This is a genomic window from Bacillus sp. FSL L8-0199, from assembly GCF_038005705.1.
GTDB classification, from domain to species: domain Bacteria; phylum Bacillota; class Bacilli; order Bacillales; family Bacillaceae_G; genus Bacillus_A; species Bacillus_A cereus.
On the sequence record NZ_JBBOTS010000001.1, the window covers coordinates 1,010,775 to 1,030,628 of the forward strand.

Here is a 19,854-nt window from a genome sequence, read left to right on the forward strand (position 1 = left end):
TTACACTTTCTATCATATGCCTTTCGAGAGGACTCCCACTTCTAAACGTAAGTGAAGGTGGTGAGGTGAATCGAAAGAAATATTTTATTTTCAAGAAAACAAAAGAAACATACGTTCTGTTTTTGCTATAATATCCTTAACAAGGAGGTGAATAAAATGACAAAGGAAAATCCGTCAAACTATAAAACTCTTCAAATTTGGATTAAAAAAGGGCATCGTATGTATTCTTATTTTCAAGAATGTTGTCATAACGCTAAGAACATGTACAACACCACAAACTTTTATATACGCCAGGTGTACACTGGATTAACACAAGAAAAAGAGTTGCAGCCTTTGCAAAAAGAAGTTCTGGATAATATTCATAAAAATATTGGTAAGATGAATGACACACAACGTCTTGCCTATCAGAAGAAATTGGAAAAAGAGAAATTAAAGCCTAAAGAAGAACAGAAAGAGATTACATGTAATTTGTTTTCAGAACCTAATTTTGAAAACCTTATGTAGATTACAACTTTCTAGATGCACTATTTAAGGCTATGATTCAAAATGATTATCGAGCTTTGCCTACGCAATGTAGCCAGTCAATCATGAAAGGTTTGTTCCAAAATTGGAAATCTTTTTTTGCTAGTTTAAAAGACTATAAAAAGAATCCAAACAAATATGCTGGAATGCCTAGGATTCCAAAGTATATTCGTTCTTCTGAAAAAGAGATTCTGTATACAAACCAAGATTGCATCATTAAAAACGATAGATTTTTAAAGTTTCCAAAGACGAAATTGCAATTAAATATTGGGAAATTAGGTTTCACTGAAGGTAAACTGAAACAAGTTCGTGTGATTCCAAAATACAATGAATATGTAGTGGAATTGGTAATTGATGTTCCTTCTGAACAACAAATGATTGAAGAGAATGCTCGTTATATGAGTATTGATTTAGGTATTGATAACCTTGCAACCATCGTAACAAACACAGGTATAAAACCTGTCCTTGTTAAGGGCAAACATATCAAAAGCATAAATCAATATTACAATAAAATGAAGAGTCATTTTACAAGCATTCTTAGAAATGGAAAACAAACGAATGAAGGACCTTTTACTTCTAAAAGGATAGAAAAACTTCATCAAAAACGTTACTTGAAAATAAAAGACGTCTTCCATAAAGTTAGTCACCGTATTGTAAAACTAGCTCAAGAAGAAGAAGTTTGTAAAATCGTTATTGGTCAAAACAAAAGCTGGAAACAAAAAATGAATATGGGAAAAAGAAATAACCAATCGTTTTGTCATATCCCACATAGTTTACTGATTCAAATGATTACATACAAAGCAAATGCTGTAGGCATTCAAGTTGTTGTAACTGAAGAATCATATACATCGAAAGCAAGTTTTCTGGATAACGACTTCATTCCAACGTATGGAGAAAATGACCAAAATACAACTTTTTCAGGAAAACGAATAAAGCACGGCATATATCGTTCAGCAAATAAAACTTTAATTAATGCAGATGTAAATGCTGCGGCTAACATTTTACGAAAAGTAATCCCAAATGCATGGACAAATGGGATAGAGGGGTTAGGCGTGAAACAGCTCGCTAATGTGTTAACTCCCCTGACGTTAATCGTCCGTTAGGTCGAAACGTTAGAAACCCCCACTTCAAGCTTTGCTAAGTGGGGGAGTGTTCATTATGTATTAAACCATCGTTACTTTTTCACAATTATTTATCCTTACGACCTGCCTCGGTTCTATATGAGATAAGTCTTCGCTATTACCGATATCTACTACAATTGTATTCGTTAGTATGTTAATAATGGAACCAATTAATTTTGTAGCATGATCGTGTCGATAAGAAAATTGAACAAAATCTCCCTTTTTAAAGTTGTGCTCTTCCATAGATAGATCCCCCTAAAAATAATGTTTATACATTATACATACACAAAATTATAAGTTTTAAACATTTATTAGTACGATTTAAGTGTTAAGCCGAGAAAGGTGTAGAAAATTTATTTATAATGAAAATAAAAAAATATGTTTAAAATTAATTTTTATGGGTAATTAAATAGTAAGAGTTTGAGATAAGGGGGCGGAAATGATGAATTTGGCAATAAATATTTTGCAAAATGATGTAGGTTATACAGTACAACTTAATGGTGAAATTGATGCATATACGGCATCAGATTTGAAAAATAAGATTATGCCTATTGCAAGCGAAAAAGAGGTTCATATTGTAGTAGATTTTACTGAGGTAGAGTATATGGATAGTACAGGTTTAGGCGTGTTTATAGCTCTATTAAAAGCAATTAAGAAAAATGATGGAAAGCTAGAGTTTATTGGTGTATCTAAAAGACTAAAAAGATTATTCGATATCACAGGACTAACAGAAATATTAAATTTGAATTCCGATTTTGAAAAAGTAGAAAGAAGGTGACTAGGGATGATGGAGAGATTTGAAAAGATAGAAATGAAAATTCCTGCAAAAGCAGAATATGTGGCTATTATTCGTTTAACAATGGCTGGTGTTGCGAATCGAATGGGCTTTGCTTATGACGATATAGAAGATATGAAAATTGCTATTAGTGAAGCATGTACAAACATTGTACAACATGCATATAAAGAAGACGTTGGAGAAATTACAATTGTCTTTGGCTTATATGAAGATCGATTAGAAATTATGGCTGCGGATAATGGAGTTAGCTTTGATTTTAATAGCTTAAAAAGTAAAGTTGGTCCGTATGATATTAATAAATCAGTAGAGCATTTGCCAGAAAATGGTTTAGGTTTATATTTAATCAATACGTTAATGGATGATATACAAATTATGCATGATGAGGGCATGACAGTTTTAATGACAAAATATATACAAAGAGAGCAGGTGGAGAATGATGGAAATCCAATCTCAACCTACAAATCTTACTAAAGAAGACGTTATTAAACTAATTGCAGACTTCCAACAAAACCAATGTGATGAAGCACAGGAAAGATTGGTTAATCACTATAAAAATCTTGTATACTCCATTGCATATCGCTATTCAAAAGGTGGGCCGATGCATGAAGATATTATACAAGTAGGAATGATAGGGCTCTTAGGTGCAATAAGAAGGTATGATTATTCGATAGGGAATGCTTTTGAGCCGTTTGCAATACCTACAATAGTAGGCGAAATAAAGAAATATTTACGTGATAAAACTTGGGGTATTCACGTTCCAAGGCGAATTAAAGATTTAGGCGGGAAGATTAGACTTGCGATAGAGGAGCTAACAGATCGTTTGCAGCGTTCACCGAAGATTATAGAGATTGCAGATCATTTAGGACTATCCGAAGAGGAAGTGCTAGAAATTATGGATGCGAAAAATAATTATCGCGTATCTTCCTTAGATGATGTAGTTGAAAATTCATCTGATGGCAGTTCGGTAGCGAGGATTGAATCTGTAGGTGAAGTAGAGCAAGGATATGAAGAGACAGAAAGGCGTCTCGTTTTAAAGGATATTTTTAACGTATTAAATGAGACAGAAAAGAGTGTTATTCATTATATATTTGGAGAAAATTTAAATCAAAAAGATACAGGGGAACGGTTAGGTATTTCACAAATGCACGTTTCTCGTATTAAAAGACAAGCGATAAGTAAATTGAAGCAAGCAGCGTTTTTAGATACATAAAAATTTTAAAGAGCTATGTTTAAAACATGAGAAAAGGGGTAGTTATTAAGTATAGGAGGAGATATAAAAATGTCACACGATGTGAAAGAACTAATCGAAGGATTGAATGAAGATTTAGCAGGAGAATACTCAGCAATTATTATGTATAACCATAATGCAGCTACAGTTTCTGGTATATATAGACAAGTGTTAAAACCTTTCTTTGAATCTGAAATTAGTGATGAACAAGGACATGCCCTATATTTAGCGGAGAAAATTAAGACGTTAGGTGGTACACCTACTACAATCCCTTTACCAGTGAAACAAGTAGAAGATGTTCGAGAAATGTTAGAATCCGCTAGACAATCAGAATATGAAACAATTAAGCGTTATGAAATGAGAAAAGAACAGGCAGCGAAATTAAATATGACAGAGTTAGTTGTAAAACTAGAAGATATGATTGCAGATGAAACTAATCATATGGAAGAATTAGATCGTCTTTTAAATGATAAAGCAATGGTGTTAAATTAAAAGTAGAAATTTATAGAGTGAAAGAACAAATTCCTATTTCTAGGGGTTTGTTCTTTTGTTGTATAAATATGTTTGAGTAAGAAATTTTCATTTTGTAACTGATTATGTAATACTAGAAAAATAGAAAATGATAATAGATTTACATTTTAAATAAGAAAAGGGGAAATAACTTGTGTCCATTTTAATTGTTGATGATAATCCGGTTAACATATTTGTAATTGAGAAGATTTTAAAACAAGCCGGATATCATGATCTTGTATCACTCAATTCTGCACAAGAGCTCTTCGAATACATACATTTTGGAAAAGATTCTTCCAGGCATAATGAAATTGATTTAATACTATTAGATATTATGATGCCTGAAATTGATGGACTTGAAGTTTGTAGGCGATTACAAAAAGAGGAGAAGTTTAAAGATATCCCTATTATTTTTGTTACAGCTTTAGAGGATGCCAATAAATTGGCCGAAGCTCTTGATATGGGGGCAATGGATTATATTACGAAACCTATAAATAAAGTTGAACTATTAGCACGTATGCGTGTAGCGTTACGCTTGAAATCGGAATTAAATTGGCATAAAGAACAAGAAGAAAATCTTCGGAATGAACTAGATTTAGCTACGCAAGTACAAAGAAATTTATTAAGTAGCCCATTAAGAGAAAATCATATAAAAATTGAAGCAAGCTATTTACCTTCATTCAAACTAGCTGGAGATATGTATTATTGGTATAAAATCGATGAAAACCGCTACGGTATTATATTATTAGACGTGATGGGACATGGTATATCTGCTTCATTAGTTTGTATGTTTATTTCGTCTGTATTACGTGAAACGATTAAATCTTTAATCGATCCAGAACTCGTCATTAAAGACTTAAATAAATATATGACTCTTTTACATAATGAGAATGACAATATTCCATATTATTTTACAACGATATACTTAGTAGTGGATACAGAAAAGAGAACAATTGAATATGTAAATGCAGGACATCCTGCTGGATACGTTTTAGTTGATGAAACAAATATGGTTGAACTGAATCGCGGGAGTTGCGCGGTAGGATTTTTTGATGAAATAAAAGTTAAAAAGACAGTTATACCTTTTGAGAAGAACGCTCAAATCATATTGTTTACAGATGGTGTTCTTGAAGCGATTGCAAATGATGAATTTGAGTCTGAAGAGAAATTACGTGCTTTTACAAAAAGGAAATGGGGAGATTTAGAAGAAGAGATAGAAGGGTTTTATAAGGAAGAACAGAAGAAAGAACAATCAGATGATATGTGCCTCATTATGATACAAACGAATGCGAAATAAAAAGCGTATGAAATCCAAATAAGGATTTCATACGCTTTTATTGTATTTTTTGATAGATTTGTTCGTTCGGATTAAATTGGATATAATGCGGCATTATATCGGAAAAACGAAGAGTTTCTTTATTTCCTAAACATAGGAATCCGTTGTGACCTAAACTTTCATAAAATAGTTGCTGTACTTGGTTTTGAAGTTTACTCGTAAAGTAAATTAAAACGTTACGGCAAAGTATAATATGAAATTCGTTAAAAGATTGATCAGTTACTAAATTATGCTGTGCAAAAATAATGTTTTGTAACAGTGATGGATTAAAATAAGCAAAACGATTATCTGTTGAATAATAGTTAGAAAATGCTTGTGTACCGCCAGCTTGTAAATAGTTTTTCGTATAAGTTTGCATTTTATTTAACGGAAGGATACCTTGTTTTGCTTTTTCTAACACATTTGTATTCATATCTGTTGCGTAAATAACAGCTTTTTCACTTAATCCTTCTTCGTGAAGTAAGATGGACATGGATAATACTTCTTCACCAGTTGCGCATCCGGCGTGCCAAATTCTAATTTCAGGATACTTTTTTAATTCAGGAATGACATGCTCTCTTAGCGCTTTAAAAAAATTAGGGTTACGAAACATTTCAGTTACGTTAATGGAGAAATCATTTAATAACTGTTCTAAAAACCCTTCCTCATGAATTACTTTTTCAATTAACTTTGAAATGGTTGGAATATTAGAGATCTGCATTCTATTACAAATTCTTCTATAAATAGATGTGCGAGCATATTGGCGAAAATCGAAGCCAGATAGTTTAAATACCGCTTCCAATAGTAATTCAATTTCTAAGTTCATGCGCTTATCCATATCTACAGATGGATCAAAATTATAATACTTATTTTCCACTCCAACTAAACCTCACTTATTTTATTAACCATACACTCATTACCGAATAGAGTTGATGTAAATTTAATGGTTTACTTATATAATCTGAAGCGCCAGCAGATAAACATTTCTCTTTATCATTTGGCATTGCTTTCGCAGTTAATGCGATAATAGGTATTTCACTTAACCCTAAGTTCATTCGGATATGTTCCATCGTTTCATAACCGTCCATATTCGGCATCATAATATCCATTAAAATAAGGTCAATATTTGTATTGTTTTTTAGTATGTCTAAACACTCTATGCCGTTTTGGGCAGTAATAATGTTGGCATGCTGTTTTTTTAATGCATTTTGTAATGCAAATATATTTCGGTGATCATCATCGACAATTAAAATAGTTTTCTCTTGGAAGACGTTATTTGTTTCGGTAGTAACGATAGTTTCCTCCACAACTTCAGCAGGAATAACATCTTCTATCGTTGCTGCAACTTCTAAATTGGATACTTGTATATCAGTTAATCCATTTGGAAGGTTAGGAATATATACAGTGAAAGTACTGCCTTCTCCTACATGACTCTCTAACGTAATCCAACCACCTAACAGTCTAGCAAACTCTTTACAAATAGATAATCCTAAGCCTGTACCACCATATTTTCGAATCGTTGCACCATCTGCCTGTTGAAAGGCTTCGAAAATAAGTTGATGCTGTTCTTTAGAGATACCAATACCAGTATCTTTTACCGAAATTTTCATCCAATCATTACTTATAGACTGCATATCATGACTCAAATTACTTATTTCTATTGAATCGAAATGTAAAGAAACGGATCCTTTTTCGGTGAATTTAAATGCATTGGATAATAAGTTTTTAATAATTTGCTCAATCCGTTTTGCATCTGTATAAAACAAATCCGGAATGGTGTCACTGTCTTTAATCGTAAATTCGACATTTTTTTGTGCAGCGATATGTAAGAAGTTTTGATGCATACTTGCTGCCATATCACTTATATTCGTTGCTTCGAAAATCACATCTAGTTTCCCAGCTTCTACTTTCGATAAATCAAGTATGTCATTAATTAAAGTAAGTAAATCTTTTCCTGATGAATGAATGACAGTTGCTAATTCAATTTCATCGTCGGATAAATGATTATCATGATTTTCTTTTAACATTTCAGATAATAGTAAAATACTATTTAACGGTGTTCGTAATTCATGTGACATATTTGCTAGAAATTCTGATTTGTATTTTGAGCTACGTAATAACTCACTTGCTTTTTCTTCTAATTCTGATTTAGTAATTTGTAAGTCAGCTGTCTTTTGCTCCGCCTCTTCCGTTCTAGACTCTAGTTGTTCATTCGTTGTTCGTAATTCTTCGGCTTGCATTTGTAGTTCTTCAGCTTGCGTTTGTAATTCTTCTGATTGAACTTGCAGCTCTTCTGTCATTGCTTGTGATTCATGTAAAAGGGTTTGAATTCGCATACGTCCCATAATGCTATGGATTGTTAAACCTAGATTATCAACGGTTTGTTGAATTAATTCTTGATGTAAGTCTGAAATCTCAGTTACACTTACTAACTCCATCACTGCGATCACTTCATCTTCAAATAAGATAGGGATGACTAGTAGGTTTTTAGGGCGTATTTCTAATAATCCGCTAGTAACATAACGAAATTCTTCTGGTATTTCTCGAAGAATAAAGCTTTGTTTTTCTAAAGCACATTGCCCAATTAAGCCTTCACCCATTTTAATGGACTGTTTTCCAACATCAGGACCTTGACCGGCGAAAGAAGCTTTTTTCACATAGTAGACAGTTTCTTCAATTTCTTCACGTACATAAAATGCACCGCAAGAAGTTTGCGTTTTTTGTATCATTCCACTAAGAATTTTGTTACCTAACATCTCAATAGAAGATACACCTTGATACATTAAAATTAATTCTGCAAGCTCAGTTTGCAACCACTCTCTTTTCGATATTTCGTCTAGTAAATGGTTCGTTGTATGAGCCAAATCTTTTATTTCATCATGGCTGTTCACATGAATTCTTTCCGTAATTTTTTCTTTAGAAGAAATGGATTTAATAACTTGAATTACATTTTTAATCGTTTTTGTAATAGAATTCGAAATATAGAGTGAAATGATAATGGAAATACAAGAAAGTAAGAACAATAAGCTGTATAACCAAATCTCTAATTTATTATTTTCAGTATCTAATTGTGCAGCTCTTTTTTTCGTTAGTTGCTCCTCTACACTACGGAAGTTAGTTAGTTGCGATTGTAATGATTGAATTTGAGTCGTGTCGATTGCTTGTACGTTATTACTATTGTGATTCGTAATGAATGGGTGAATCTCTTTATTAACCCAATTATTAATGTTTTCATTAATCTGTTTTAATTTTTCTTGCTGAGAAGGGTTATCCTCTAATAGAGCTAAAAGATTTTGATAATGTTTTTCGTAATCCTTTTCCGCAGCGTTAAGGGATTGAACGTAATTTGCATCATTAGAAGTGATAAATCCTTTCGCTTTATTTTCAATTGTTAGTAAATCTTTCTCCACTTGATTCGTTAAATTAAGAACTTTAAAATCGTGATCAATAATAAAATTACGAGATTTTTGTAAACTGGAAATCCCATTGTTTAACATAATGAAAGAAATAAGTAAGAACAAAATGATAACTAAATAACCAGCCATAATTTTGTAACGAATACTAAATTTTGCTTTCGATTTCATTAGAAATTCCTACCTTCAAGATTATTAAAAGTTTTCAATCGTAAAGAATGAAAACGTAATATATATTATATCAGTTTTCGTAAGACCAAACTAGAAATCCCCCTATTGTATTAGGGGGCTCGTTTTTCATAGAGGAAATCATTTTGAAATATAAAACTATATATGAAAAGTAACAATCGAGGGAATAGGGGATAACAAAACTTTTAAGAAGGAAAGAGTGTTCTTAAAGCTTTTTTTGCATCTATTCCTTCAAAGATAAATAATACAAGCTCTCTCTTTTTTACGGTAAGGAAAAAGGATACTAATGTGCTTAAGTTTTTAATAGAAGTAAGTGTTCCGTGTTTACTTATAAATACATTCGTTTGAAATGTTGTCATTAAAGCATAAAAATGATGAATCTGAGTTATTGTAGGTGTTTCATTATAAGAAATAGTAGTAGAGTGAATGGCGTTCATCGTAATATTCCTTTCCATATAGTAAGCATAACAATATAAACATACCCGTTTTAAAAAGTGTTAAACATATAAATAAGAAAAAATATAATTATAGTTTTTTACGTTTAGAAAAGGTTAGGAAGGGTATACATATACTACAAAGAGATTAACTGAAGATGAATTGTAAGATGTCTATGTTTAGTAGATTAGTCTATCAAAATATACTTTTACTTTAAATAAAAAGGAGCCTGGTATACATGAATGAAATGATGATTGATATTACATTTGATTTAATTTACTTGTTAAGTAGTTCACTTGTAGTGCTTTTACTATTCGCTTTTTTCGTAAATGGTTATGTTAATAAGAAGATTAGTGTATACAGAAATGAAGAAAAATAAAGATACATTATATAAAACTTTAGGAGGTTAATAGTTATGAATGTAGATAGAAAAATAGTAGGTGTCTTTAGAACAATTGATGATGCGGCACTCGTTATTAATGAATTAAATGAAAAAGGATACTCAGCAGATAACATTTCAGCTATTGCAAAGGATCAAAAGGAAATTGAACACCTTGAAGAAAAATCCGGTGAAAAAGTTAAGAATGAAACTGCACATAAAGCAGATATCTTTTCAGCAACAGGGCTTGTAGCAGGAGGAGTAGCAGGCGGACTCGGTGGTTTATTAACAGGTCTTGGTGTACTTGCCGTATCTGGACTGGGCCCAATTGTAGCAGCAGGACCTATCGCGGCAGCTATTGGGGGAGCCGGTATTGGCGGAGGAGCTGGAAGTTTAATAGGAGCATTTATCGGATTAGGAATCCCTGAAGAACATGCTAAGAAGTATGAAGAATACATTTACGATGGAAATATATTAATTTTAGTAGATGCAAAATTAGATGATAAGTTAGAAATCTATAAAATATTTGATAAGCATAATGCTTATAACTCTGATTTCTTTAAATAATATATACGTCACATATTTAAACATAATGAATATCGTTTTTGATCTTACAACTTTGGCACGGCCGAGGAGTCGTATGACTATGAGAGAGGAAGGGCTTATAGTAAAAGATCAAGTCCTATTATGATATTGAGAAGGGAAGAGGTGTCTATTCGTGATTGTAAAAATATTAAAGGATAGTAGTAATAGTTTCCTTTGTACGGTTCAAAATAAAAATGGAGAGAAGTATGTAAAGAAATGGTTTAGTAAACAGGAAAACAATGAAGAATTAGGGCGACCAACCTTTAAAGAAGTGGAAAAGGATTGGAAAGAAAATAGAAAATCGTTTATGTATCCTAACGTAAAAGCGCTTTATTAAATAATAGCCGTTTCATTCTTACAAAATTGTCACACTCCTGTAAGGTAATTCAATAGATTAGTTACTTTTTCCATGTCATAATAAAGACATAAGAAAGCTAATCAAAAATTATAATTTATAGGAGAGTGTCAGTCATGATTGTAACAACGACGTCTGGAATTCAAGGTAAAGAAATTATTGAGTATATCGATATTGTAAATGGTGAAGCTATTATGGGTGCAAATATTGTCCGCGATTTATTCGCTTCTGTTCGTGATGTTGTCGGTGGTCGTGCTGGTTCTTATGAAAGTAAGCTAAAAGAAGCTCGTGATATTGCGATGGACGAAATGAAAGAACTTGCAAAACAAAAAGGTGCGAACGCTGTCGTTGGTGTTGACGTAGATTACGAAGTTGTTCGTGATGGAATGTTAATGGTTGCTGTAAGTGGTACAGCTGTACGTATATAAGTAAATAAAAAACAGGCTCACCCCTTGAAGTTTATGCTTTGAGGGGATTTTTTTGTTTCATGATTAAAGTTAAAATGAAGAAGAGTTGATGGCGTATTATAAGTACAAAAAATAAGCAAAACGTTATTGTAAAAGATGCTAGGATTGGGGGTATTGCACGGGAATTTAGATACTAAGCAGACGCACCCGCTTATTTCAAATATAGTATATATCGTTTTCAAGGAGAAAAGTAAGAAATACAGCAATCTTTATATTTGTTTAACGAGAGTGTTAACTTTATGATAAATAAAAAAATTGTTATTTGAGGTAAGGGGAGAAATAATGGTATGAATAACGAGAGTGTATAGTTTATAGAAATAAACGATTGAGCATGTAAAGGGTTGTATTACATAAAATTTATAATGAATAGAGGCGGTTACATTATGTTTTGGTTAGGGTGTTTTTTAGGATATATTGTAGGTTCAGTTATTACATGTGCTCTACTTTACTATGGGTATAGATCCAATGAAAATAAAAAAGTGGATATACAAAAGAGGGAGGAGAGGAAAGTCAATAAAAAAGGTGTATAGGATGTGGAAGGTAAGGTGATAATGTTGATGCAACAATAAAGGACAGTACATATTTTATATGACGATTATGTACTGTTCCGCTTATTCTTTTTGGATTATGAAAAATTGTTGCCTGTCTTGCTATAAATTTCATAGGCGAAATAACCAAATAAATAGCCTATTCCAGACCCTAAACTAATGGAAAACAGTGAGAAATCTGGGGAAAACATACCGGAAATCAAACCAATCATACAGCCGACAAGCATTCCCATAGGTATGAAACTATCTAATAACAGTTGAGCTTTTTGAGATTTTTTCTTACCTAATTTTCCGTTCTTATATTTATGTTCCAATCTTTTAATTACAAATACTACAATTCCACCAACTATTACAACAGGCGCGATTGCCGTGATTAGCCACATGTGAAAATCTCCTTTCACCTTTTAATAGGATTATACCAGATACTTACAATTAGGTGTTCCTAAACGTACTATCTAGTCTATTTAAATGGCCAATCAAAAAGACTCCTTCAATTGTAGTCAGTAACCCGTCAAAAAAACTTTCCCTTTCGTTTTCTCCGCAGATTGCACAACATCAACCGCCGTTTTCACATCCGCTAAGTCATATGTAGAATGGACTTTCATAAAACGTAATTGCTCATTTTCTACTAGACGAATTAAGTGACGAAACGTCTCCTGCCATTTATATGCTGACACATTTTTATTCCAATGTCGTAAATGAAATATGTTTGCGTGTACTTTTGCTTTTGTGACAATCTCGGCCCAGTTCACTTGTATTCCTGATAGAAGACCGATCGTTAAAAAATGCCCGTTTGGACGTAAGGAAAAAGCTAATTCATTTCCATCCGGTCCTCCGATAGAATCAATCGCAGCATCCGCACCAATCCCGTTTGTTAATTCCATAACAGTTTCATAAAGCGGGGCAGTGGAAGTATCAATTACATATGCAGCACCAAGGCGCAGTAATTCTTCTGTATGCTTATTATTTCTTGTAACGGCAATTAATCGGAAATTTAAAATTTGGGATAACTGCGCAAATAGATGTCCAATAGCGGACCCACAAGCATTCACTAATAAAACGTCATTACGCTGTAAGTTTAACGTTTCTGTACAAGTAACCCACGCCGTAAGGGGATTAATATACATTTGTGCCGCTGTGAAATCATCAATGGAATCAGGAATAGGGACTACAAAATCAGCTGATGTCTTCACATATTCTTGCCAAGTACCTTCCCCGCGTAAAGGTAACACTCGTTTACCGATAAGCTCTCGAGAAACAAAAGCGCCAACATTTTCTACAATACCAACACCTTCATAGCCAGGTATGTTAGGTAAAGGAATTCTATGAGCGTACGCTCCTGTGATGGGAATTAAGTCAGATGGATTAATCGGTCTAACTAGCATACGGACGAAAACTTCATTATCTTTCAGTGGTTCTATATTTTTATATTCAACTTGTAATACGTCTTTTGGATTGCCAAACTTATGAAATTGAATGCATGTTCCAAGCAAAGTAATTTGCCCCCTTAGTTTGATTGGATTTATTATAGCATTTTTAGTTTGGGTGGTTACTTTGTTAGTGATAAATAGGGTTTTTAATTTACGTATTTATCAGAATTTTATAAAATGTGTATATAACTATAAAATGGGGGGATTTCTTCATGTGTACTAGTTTGACGTTACAAACTAAAAATTTCCAACATCTTTTTGCGAGAACAATGGATTTCACATTAGATATGAATCAGGAAGTAATAATCATTCCTCGGTGTTATCAGTGGAACAATATAACTGGTGAAACTATCCGAGCGAAAAAGGCTGTTGTCGGAATGGGAATTAATCATGAAGGAAGGGTCATTATGGCGGACGGAGTAAATGAAGCTGGTATGACGTGTGCCACTCTCTATTTCCCGGGATTCGCTACTTATAGTAACAGTATAGATAACCATAAAACGAATTTAGCGCCATTTGATTTTGTGGCTTGGAGCCTCACGCAATTTAATTCTGTTGAAGAGTTAAAAAAATCTGTTGATAACATTTCCCTTATAGATATACCATTACCAGTTTTAGGAATTACCCCACCGCTACATTGGATTTTAGCAGATAAATGGGGAGATTGTATTGTACTTGAGCCGACAACTGATGGACTAAAAATGTATGACAATCCATTAGGAGTGATGACTAATAGTCCGGAGTTTAATTGGCATTTACAAAATTTAAGACAATATATTGGACTTAAATCGCAGCCATTTGCGCCAACGGAGTGGGGAGATGTACCATTAAGTGCTTTTGGCCAAGGTTCAGGAACGATGGGACTTCCTGGAGATTTTACCCCGCCATCAAGATTTGTGCGGGCAGCATATGGCAAACAAAACATTCAAGGTATAGAGAACGAAGAAGAGGGGATATCGGCTATTTTTCATATCTTATCAAATTGTGAGGTCCCTAAAGGGGCAGTAATAACAGAAGACGGAACATTAGATAATACCATCTATACGAGTGCAATGTGTATGGAATCTGGAACATATTATTACCATACCTACGATTGTAGACAAATTATAGCTATTCATTTATTCCATGAAAATTTAGATACAGCTGAGATTAAAACTTATCCGTTTCAGCGGAAACAAAAAATATTTTATGAAAACTGAAGAGCCCCTGAAAAAGTGAAACTAATAAAAACACCTCCATTTAATTTGCATACTTAGTATGCGAATTTAGGAGGTGTTTTTTATCATTTACCAATATTCAGGTTTACTTCTTGCTATTCTATTAAGCCGAAGCCTTCTTCATTCTCTCAAGTAAACTAGACAACACATGCGTACGATAAGATTCTAGTTTTTTACCTTCATAAGTACGGATACCTAATTTTTTAAGTTCTTTTACATACCAACCTTTGCTTCCGAAATACATGTGATCGCTCCCCTTCAACTTTGTTTTTATTTATCCTGATTACATATGGAGGTACAGGAATTATAATGAAGGAAATGAATTTCGCGCGAAAATGGTTAACTTTGTTGCAAAAGACATATATACTAAAGATAGTATACAACGAGGTGGACAAGACGTGATTATAGAGAAGCACGAAATTCAAATTGACCAAATTACTAGCGGTAAAGTGAATATCTTTACTTTCTATCGAAATAGAAAGCAAATTGATGATCATTTTTTACAATTGCAAGAACCATCGCTTACAGCAAACTACTTCTTCCATTTTCATTTTGATGCAGAGAGCTTGCATCTACTGCAGGAAGAGTTTCCAGGCGTATATCCGTACGACGGTAGTGAAACGATTCACGACTGGACGGAAAAGATGAAAGCAGAATTGCAACATCAGATCCAAACAGGTAAATGGAATAAACGCGTACGTATCGGTAATCGCATTCTAGATGTGGTGTTTACGTGGTGTGACGAAGATATAGTAGAGTGAAAAAGAAGCGGATGACGCTTCTTTTTTTAGCGCTGGAATAAAACGAGCTTACCTGCAGTAGATGTACAGCGATGTGTTTTTTCATACAATCCTTTTTCTTGTAAAATAGATTCACCTTTTGCTTTTGCTTCTTTTTCAGTTGCCGCCTCGAATGATTCGTCTAATGCTTTTGAACCATCTTTTTCAAAGACTGTTAGAACGTATACTCCCATGAAAATTCCCTCCAATAATTAAAATCAGAATCTTATAATTATTTTGGCATAAAATGCTACAATATGCAAAGAAATATATGACATTGCGTGGTAAAATAGAATGAAACTTTAATCATCGAGAATATTTTTATTCTCGATAATTATTAGTTTTCAGCGATTTTAATTTTGATAAAATGAAACTTTTGAAAGATAGAAAGGATCGTTATTTGTGAAACAAGTAAAGTTTATACATGCGGCTGATTTGCATTTGGATAGTCCGTTTAAAGGGATGGAGATGAATGTTGCGCAGTCTGTTTGGGAGAGAATGAAGCAAAGTACGTTTGAATCATTTGAGCGTATTGTTGATAAAGCGATTCAAGAGCGCGTTGATTTCGTATTACTAGCTGGGGATTTGTATGATGCGGAGACGAGAAGTTTGAGGGCGCAAGTGTTTGTGCGTGAGCAAATGAAGAGACTTTCGCAATACAATATCCCTGTTTTTATTATTCACGGTAACCATGATCATTTAGGGGGAAGCTGGGCAGCAATTGAGTTTCCGGAAAATGTTCATGTATTTACTGAGCCTTATGTAGAAGAGAAATCATTTTATAAAAATGGTGAGCTATTAGCTTCTATTTATGGTTTTAGTTATTTGCAGCAAGCGGTAACGGATAATATGACAGCGCAGTATACGAAAATGAGTGATGCGACTTTTCATATTGGTATGCTTCACGGAAGTGTGGAAGGAGATGCAGAGCATAACCGCTATGCACCGTTTCAAATTCGTGAGTTGAAAGAAAAACAGTTTGATTATTGGGCTCTTGGCCATATACATAAACGTGAAATTTTATCAGAAGAACCATACATTATTTATCCAGGGAACATACAAGGTCGTCATCGTAAGGAAACAGGCGAGAAGGGTGCGTACCTTATTGAACTTACGAAACAAGGAACGCAGTGTTCATTTTTCCATACGGCAGATGTTGTATGGGATGAAATCGAAGTTTGTATTGATGGACTTGAAACTGTTGATGAACTTATGACAAGCATATCTACTGCGATGAATGAATGCCGAAGAGAAGAGGAAGGTACGTTATTAACTGTCGTATTTACAGGACAAGGCCCACTTTCCCCTTATTTGCGCGACGAAAAGCGTGTGGAAGAGATTTTTCACATTTTAGCATCTGGAGAAGAGCGAAAAGACTTCGTATATGCGATGAAGTGGAAAAATGAGACGGTTTCTTTTGCGGAAATCGAACGTTTGAAAGCGGAAAATCATTTCGTCGGTAGTGTGCTAAAGGAGTTAGAAGCTTTCACTAATATGGACGGAGTATTGCGAACTATTTGGACATCTCCTGTAGCGCGTAATAGTATTGAATCTTTTACAGAAGAAGAGAAGAAAGAGATTCAGAAGGAAGCAGAAAATATTATTTTAGAACAATTATTCCAGCAAGAGAGGGATAAAAAATGAGAATTGAAAAACTCCATATTTATGGGTACGGAAAATTAGAAAATGTGGAAATGGATCTTTCCTTGCTGACAGTGTTATACGGTGAAAATGAAGCGGGGAAATCGACAATTCGCTCATTTATGAAAAGTATTTTATTCGGTTTTCCGACGAGAGGACAGCGCCGTTATGAGCCGAAAGAAGGCGGAAAATATGGCGGTGCGATCATTGTGCAAACGGAGCAGTACGGTCGTTTGAAAATTGAGCGATTGCCAAAGACGGCAGCTGGCGAGGTGATCGTTTATTTTGAAGACGGGAAAACGGGCGGAGAAGAAATTTTAAACGATATATTAAGCGGGATGAATGAAAGTTTATTTGAATCTGTCTTTTCATTTGATATGCATGGCCTTCAAAACATTCATCAGCTCGGCGAAGCGGATATTGGCAATTATTTATTTTCGGCAAGTGCAGTCGGAAGTGATGCGCTATTGCAGTTAGATAAAAAGCTAGAAAAAGAAATGGACCAGCGCTTCAAGCCGAGTGGTCGTAAACCAGAAATTAACGTGTCATTGCAAGAGATGAAGAAACTTGAAGAGAAGATGAAAGAGTGGCAAGGGAAAATCGGCACGTATGAAAAACAAGTGGAGCAGTTAAAAGAAAGTGAAGAGAAGCTTGCTTCTGTTCGCGGGGAAAAAGAGAGTGCAGAAAAACGAAAGCAAGATTATGAAATATTAGCAGCGCTTGAGCCACTCGTTATTGAAAAACGTGCGCATGAGAAAGTGTTAGAGAACGAGAGCGGGCAGTTTCCTGTAAACGGAATGGCGCGTTATGAAGCAATTAAAGCGAAGATGGAGCCGCTCCAATTACAAGTTGATTCGCTCTATAAAAAAATTGAGAATGTGCAATCGGAAATAGAATCAATTCAAATAGATGAGGATTTTTTACAAAAAGAAAGTTATGTAGAAGAACTTCGTATGCAGCATATGTCTTACGAAAATGCACGCCAAGAAATGCGTGATATGACAGGAAGTATTACGAATATAAAAGAAGAAATCGCAGAACTAGAACAACAAATTGGTGCTACTTTTGAAAAGGAAACAGTTCTGTCGTTTGATATGAGTTTGGCAACGAAAGAGTTAATTACGCAAACAGTGCAAAAGGCGCGTGAATTAGAAACGCAAAAAGCACAGCTTGATGATCGTTTTAAAGTAGCGCAAGAGCAATTAGAAGAACAAGAAGAAAATATAAGACAGATTAAGAAACAAATGTTAGTGGATGAAGAGAGAAATGTGTTAGTTGAGAAAGAGAAATCATTCCAAGATGCGGCGTTTATCGGTATGGGCGCAGAGAGAATGAAGCGTAAGTATGAGGAAAAAGCAGGAGCAGCTAAGCAAAAGAAAAAGCAGTGGCAAAGAGTTTGTCTTCTGTTACTTCTTATTAACACGCTTGTTTTATTCACAAGCTTATTTATAGATAACCGAGCGCTCTTATTTATTAGTGTCATTGTTTTTGTAGGGATTGTTCTCGCCCTTGTTTTATATAAAGATCCATCAAGTGGATTACAAGAAGAGTTCCTTACACTTCAGCAAAGTGCTGGCGGGAGACAAAGTGAAGAAGCGATGTCTGTTCGTTATCAGTTAGAAAAAGATGAAGAGGTTCGGAAGTTATTTGAGCGCGAGTCGTATAAGTTACAGCAGTTGGAACGAGCGTATGATAAAGTCGTTTCATCGTATGAGGAATGGGAGAGAGAAAAGTTCCAGGCGGGAGAACAAGTCGATGTGTATAAAGTGCGCTATATGTTCCCTGAATTTTATACGTATGCACACATATTGCCGGCGTTTGAGCGTATGGGAAAAATGCAGCAATTATATCGCGAGTTAGAGAAACAAAGTGAGCGGAAATCTTCATTATATGAAATGATTTCGCAATTTGAACATAAACTAGAAACTGTTATTGGTAGTGCGGAGTATAGTAAGCTGCACGAGGCGCAAATCCGTATGCAAAATGAGAAAGAAAAGCGCCAAACTTGTAAGCAGTTAAAAGAGAAGCTTGTGGAATGGCAAGAAGAATATGAGTTCATGCAAGAGCAATTAAAACAACTGTTAGTAGAACGAGATAGTTTATGGCATATCGCACATTCTACAGATGAAGAGATGTTTTTAAAAGCAGGTAAACTGGCAGAAAAACGTGAAGATGCTGCGCAGCAAGTCGGGCGTTTATTACCGCAAATTGATCTGTTAGAACAGCGTTTAACGAGTTTATCATTAGCTGAACATTATGAGGCTGACGGTTATGATGAAAAATTAAAGCAAGAAATGACAGCTGCGCAAAATTGTCTTATGAAAGAGAAAGAACTGACAGAGCGTATTGCGAAACATCGTATGGAAATCGCGAATTTAGAAGAAGGTAGTACGTACGGTGATTTACTGCACGAATGGGAAATGAAAAAAGCGCAAGTGCGTGAACAAGTGAAGAAGTGGGCTGCTTATGCGGCCGCAAAGACAGTATTAACGAAAACGAAGCAATATTATCATGAAGTACATCTTCCTCGTATTTTACAAAAATCAGAAGAGTACTTTGTGTATTTAACAGGCGGACGATATAGTAAAATCTTTTCACCGTCAGAGGCAGAACCGTTCATCGTTGAGCGTAATGACGGTATGCGTTTTTACAGTCATGAACTAAGCCAAGCGACAGCAGAGCAGTTATATTTATCGCTGAGATTTGCATTAGCGAAAACATTTGAGCATGATTATCCATTTATTATTGATGATAGCTTCGTGCATTTTGATGCGGTAAGGACGAATCGTACGATTGAACTAATAAAGGAAATTGCGAAAGATAGACAAGTTATCTTCTTTACATGTCATGCGCATTTATTAACGTATTTTACAGAAAAACAGATTATAAAATTAACGCATAAGCGTAAAGAAAATGAGTTGTAG

At 34.3% G+C, this 19,854-nt stretch carries 21 protein-coding genes and 1 pseudogene; 14 read left to right on the forward strand and 8 right to left on the reverse strand.

The annotated features are described in order from the left end of the window. The first annotated feature begins 156 nt into the window (after window positions 1–156). A pseudogene (locus NST86_RS05295) lies at window positions 157–1,625 on the forward strand (RNA-guided endonuclease InsQ/TnpB family protein). Window positions 1,626–1,685: 60 nt separating this feature from the next. Here NST86_RS05295 and NST86_RS05300 read toward each other — a convergent pair. After that, on the reverse strand, window positions 1,686–1,886 hold the full coding sequence (locus NST86_RS05300) for a methyltransferase (protein WP_000390990.1): 201 nt from the start codon (window positions 1,884–1,886) through the stop codon (window positions 1,686–1,688). A gap of 196 nt (window positions 1,887–2,082) precedes the next feature. Here NST86_RS05300 and rsbV point away from each other — a divergent pair, with 196 nt between their 5' ends. From rsbV to NST86_RS05325, 5 genes are all read left to right on the forward strand, one after another. Further along, window positions 2,083–2,421, forward strand: coding sequence for an anti sigma b factor antagonist RsbV (rsbV, locus tag NST86_RS05305; protein ID WP_001999229.1), 339 nt, complete (start codon window positions 2,083–2,085; stop codon window positions 2,419–2,421). A 6-nt stretch (window positions 2,422–2,427) separates the two neighbouring features. Then, window positions 2,428–2,910, forward strand: a complete 483-nt coding sequence (rsbW, locus tag NST86_RS05310; RefSeq protein ID WP_001999230.1) for an anti-sigma B factor RsbW — start codon at window positions 2,428–2,430, stop codon at window positions 2,908–2,910. After that, window positions 2,873–3,649: an RNA polymerase sigma factor SigB gene (gene sigB / locus NST86_RS05315; protein ID WP_033682779.1), complete on the forward strand. Its 777-nt coding sequence runs from the start codon at window positions 2,873–2,875 to the stop codon at window positions 3,647–3,649. Before rsbW ends, sigB begins: the two co-directional genes overlap by 38 nt. A 69-nt stretch (window positions 3,650–3,718) precedes the next feature. Continuing rightward, window positions 3,719–4,159 (forward strand): ferritin-like domain-containing protein, encoded by a 441-nt coding sequence (locus NST86_RS05320; RefSeq protein ID WP_000017753.1) that lies wholly within the window; start codon window positions 3,719–3,721, stop codon window positions 4,157–4,159. A 172-nt stretch (window positions 4,160–4,331) separates the two neighbouring features. Continuing rightward, window positions 4,332–5,474: a fused response regulator/phosphatase gene (locus NST86_RS05325; RefSeq protein ID WP_000025506.1), complete on the forward strand. Its 1,143-nt coding sequence runs from the start codon at window positions 4,332–4,334 to the stop codon at window positions 5,472–5,474. Window positions 5,475–5,511: 37 nt separating this feature from the next. Here NST86_RS05325 and NST86_RS05330 read toward each other — a convergent pair whose 3' ends face one another. From NST86_RS05330 to NST86_RS05340, 3 genes are all read right to left on the reverse strand, one after another. Then, window positions 5,512–6,369 (reverse strand): CheR family methyltransferase, encoded by an 858-nt coding sequence (locus NST86_RS05330; RefSeq protein ID WP_000429024.1) that lies wholly within the window; start codon window positions 6,367–6,369, stop codon window positions 5,512–5,514. Window positions 6,370–6,385: 16 nt separating this feature from the next. Further along, window positions 6,386–9,076, reverse strand: a complete 2,691-nt coding sequence (locus tag NST86_RS05335; RefSeq protein ID WP_000836709.1) for an ATP-binding protein — start codon at window positions 9,074–9,076, stop codon at window positions 6,386–6,388. Between the two features lie 203 nt (window positions 9,077–9,279). Next, on the reverse strand, window positions 9,280–9,531 hold the full coding sequence (locus NST86_RS05340; protein ID WP_000991358.1) for a hypothetical protein: 252 nt from the start codon (window positions 9,529–9,531) through the stop codon (window positions 9,280–9,282). A 236-nt stretch (window positions 9,532–9,767) separates the two neighbouring features. Between NST86_RS05340 and NST86_RS05345 the strand changes: the two genes are divergently transcribed. The 4 genes from NST86_RS05345 (at window position 9,768) to NST86_RS05360 (ending at window position 11,276) form a co-directional block, all read left to right on the forward strand. Further along, window positions 9,768–9,908 carry a hypothetical protein gene (locus tag NST86_RS05345; protein ID WP_001004567.1) on the forward strand — a complete coding sequence of 47 codons (141 nt, stop codon included), beginning with the start codon at window positions 9,768–9,770 and terminating at the stop codon, window positions 9,906–9,908. Window positions 9,909–9,944: 36 nt separating this feature from the next. Continuing rightward, the gene (locus NST86_RS05350; RefSeq protein ID WP_001100096.1) at window positions 9,945–10,475 is read left to right on the forward strand and encodes a general stress protein; all 531 of its coding nucleotides are present in this window, start codon (window positions 9,945–9,947) and stop codon (window positions 10,473–10,475) included. A 151-nt stretch (window positions 10,476–10,626) separates the two neighbouring features. Continuing rightward, window positions 10,627–10,830, forward strand: coding sequence for a DUF4028 family protein (locus tag NST86_RS05355; RefSeq protein ID WP_000635857.1), 204 nt, complete (start codon window positions 10,627–10,629; stop codon window positions 10,828–10,830). Between the two features lie 134 nt (window positions 10,831–10,964). Next, window positions 10,965–11,276, forward strand: a complete 312-nt coding sequence (locus tag NST86_RS05360) for a YbjQ family protein (RefSeq protein ID WP_000637512.1) — start codon at window positions 10,965–10,967, stop codon at window positions 11,274–11,276. Between the two features lie 664 nt (window positions 11,277–11,940). On the opposite strand, the gene NST86_RS05365 is transcribed toward NST86_RS05360, so the two are convergent. Together NST86_RS05365 and NST86_RS05370 are read right to left on the reverse strand one after the other, a co-directional pair. Beyond that, on the reverse strand, window positions 11,941–12,246 hold the full coding sequence (locus NST86_RS05365) for a hypothetical protein (protein ID WP_000266269.1): 306 nt from the start codon (window positions 12,244–12,246) through the stop codon (window positions 11,941–11,943). A gap of 117 nt (window positions 12,247–12,363) precedes the next feature. Continuing rightward, window positions 12,364–13,356: a zinc-dependent alcohol dehydrogenase family protein gene (locus NST86_RS05370; protein WP_000901746.1), complete on the reverse strand. Its 993-nt coding sequence runs from the start codon at window positions 13,354–13,356 to the stop codon at window positions 12,364–12,366. A 149-nt stretch (window positions 13,357–13,505) separates the two neighbouring features. Here NST86_RS05370 and NST86_RS05375 point away from each other — a divergent pair, with 149 nt between their 5' ends. Beyond that, window positions 13,506–14,492: a choloylglycine hydrolase family protein gene (locus NST86_RS05375; RefSeq protein WP_227593445.1), complete on the forward strand. Its 987-nt coding sequence runs from the start codon at window positions 13,506–13,508 to the stop codon at window positions 14,490–14,492. 121 nt (window positions 14,493–14,613) lie between these two features. Here NST86_RS05375 and NST86_RS05380 read toward each other — a convergent pair whose 3' ends face one another. Continuing rightward, on the reverse strand, window positions 14,614–14,754 hold the full coding sequence (locus tag NST86_RS05380) for a YflJ family protein (protein WP_000273536.1): 141 nt from the start codon (window positions 14,752–14,754) through the stop codon (window positions 14,614–14,616). Window positions 14,755–14,908: 154 nt separating this feature from the next. Here NST86_RS05380 and NST86_RS05385 point away from each other — a divergent pair, with 154 nt between their 5' ends. After that, window positions 14,909–15,271 carry a hypothetical protein gene (locus NST86_RS05385; protein ID WP_000582773.1) on the forward strand — a complete coding sequence of 121 codons (363 nt, stop codon included), beginning with the start codon at window positions 14,909–14,911 and terminating at the stop codon, window positions 15,269–15,271. A 26-nt stretch (window positions 15,272–15,297) separates the two neighbouring features. Here NST86_RS05385 and NST86_RS05390 read toward each other — a convergent pair whose 3' ends face one another. Then, window positions 15,298–15,483 carry a YhzD family protein gene (locus NST86_RS05390; protein ID WP_000539552.1) on the reverse strand — a complete coding sequence of 62 codons (186 nt, stop codon included), beginning with the start codon at window positions 15,481–15,483 and terminating at the stop codon, window positions 15,298–15,300. A 208-nt stretch (window positions 15,484–15,691) separates the two neighbouring features. Between NST86_RS05390 and NST86_RS05395 the strand changes: the two genes are divergently transcribed. Beyond that, complete coding sequence (locus NST86_RS05395) at window positions 15,692–16,933, forward strand: metallophosphoesterase family protein (protein ID WP_000815710.1); 1,242 nt, start codon at window positions 15,692–15,694, stop codon at window positions 16,931–16,933. Further along, complete coding sequence (locus tag NST86_RS05400) at window positions 16,930–19,854, forward strand: ATP-binding protein (protein ID WP_061663645.1); 2,925 nt, start codon at window positions 16,930–16,932, stop codon at window positions 19,852–19,854. The genes NST86_RS05395 and NST86_RS05400 overlap by 4 nt, the downstream gene beginning before the upstream one ends.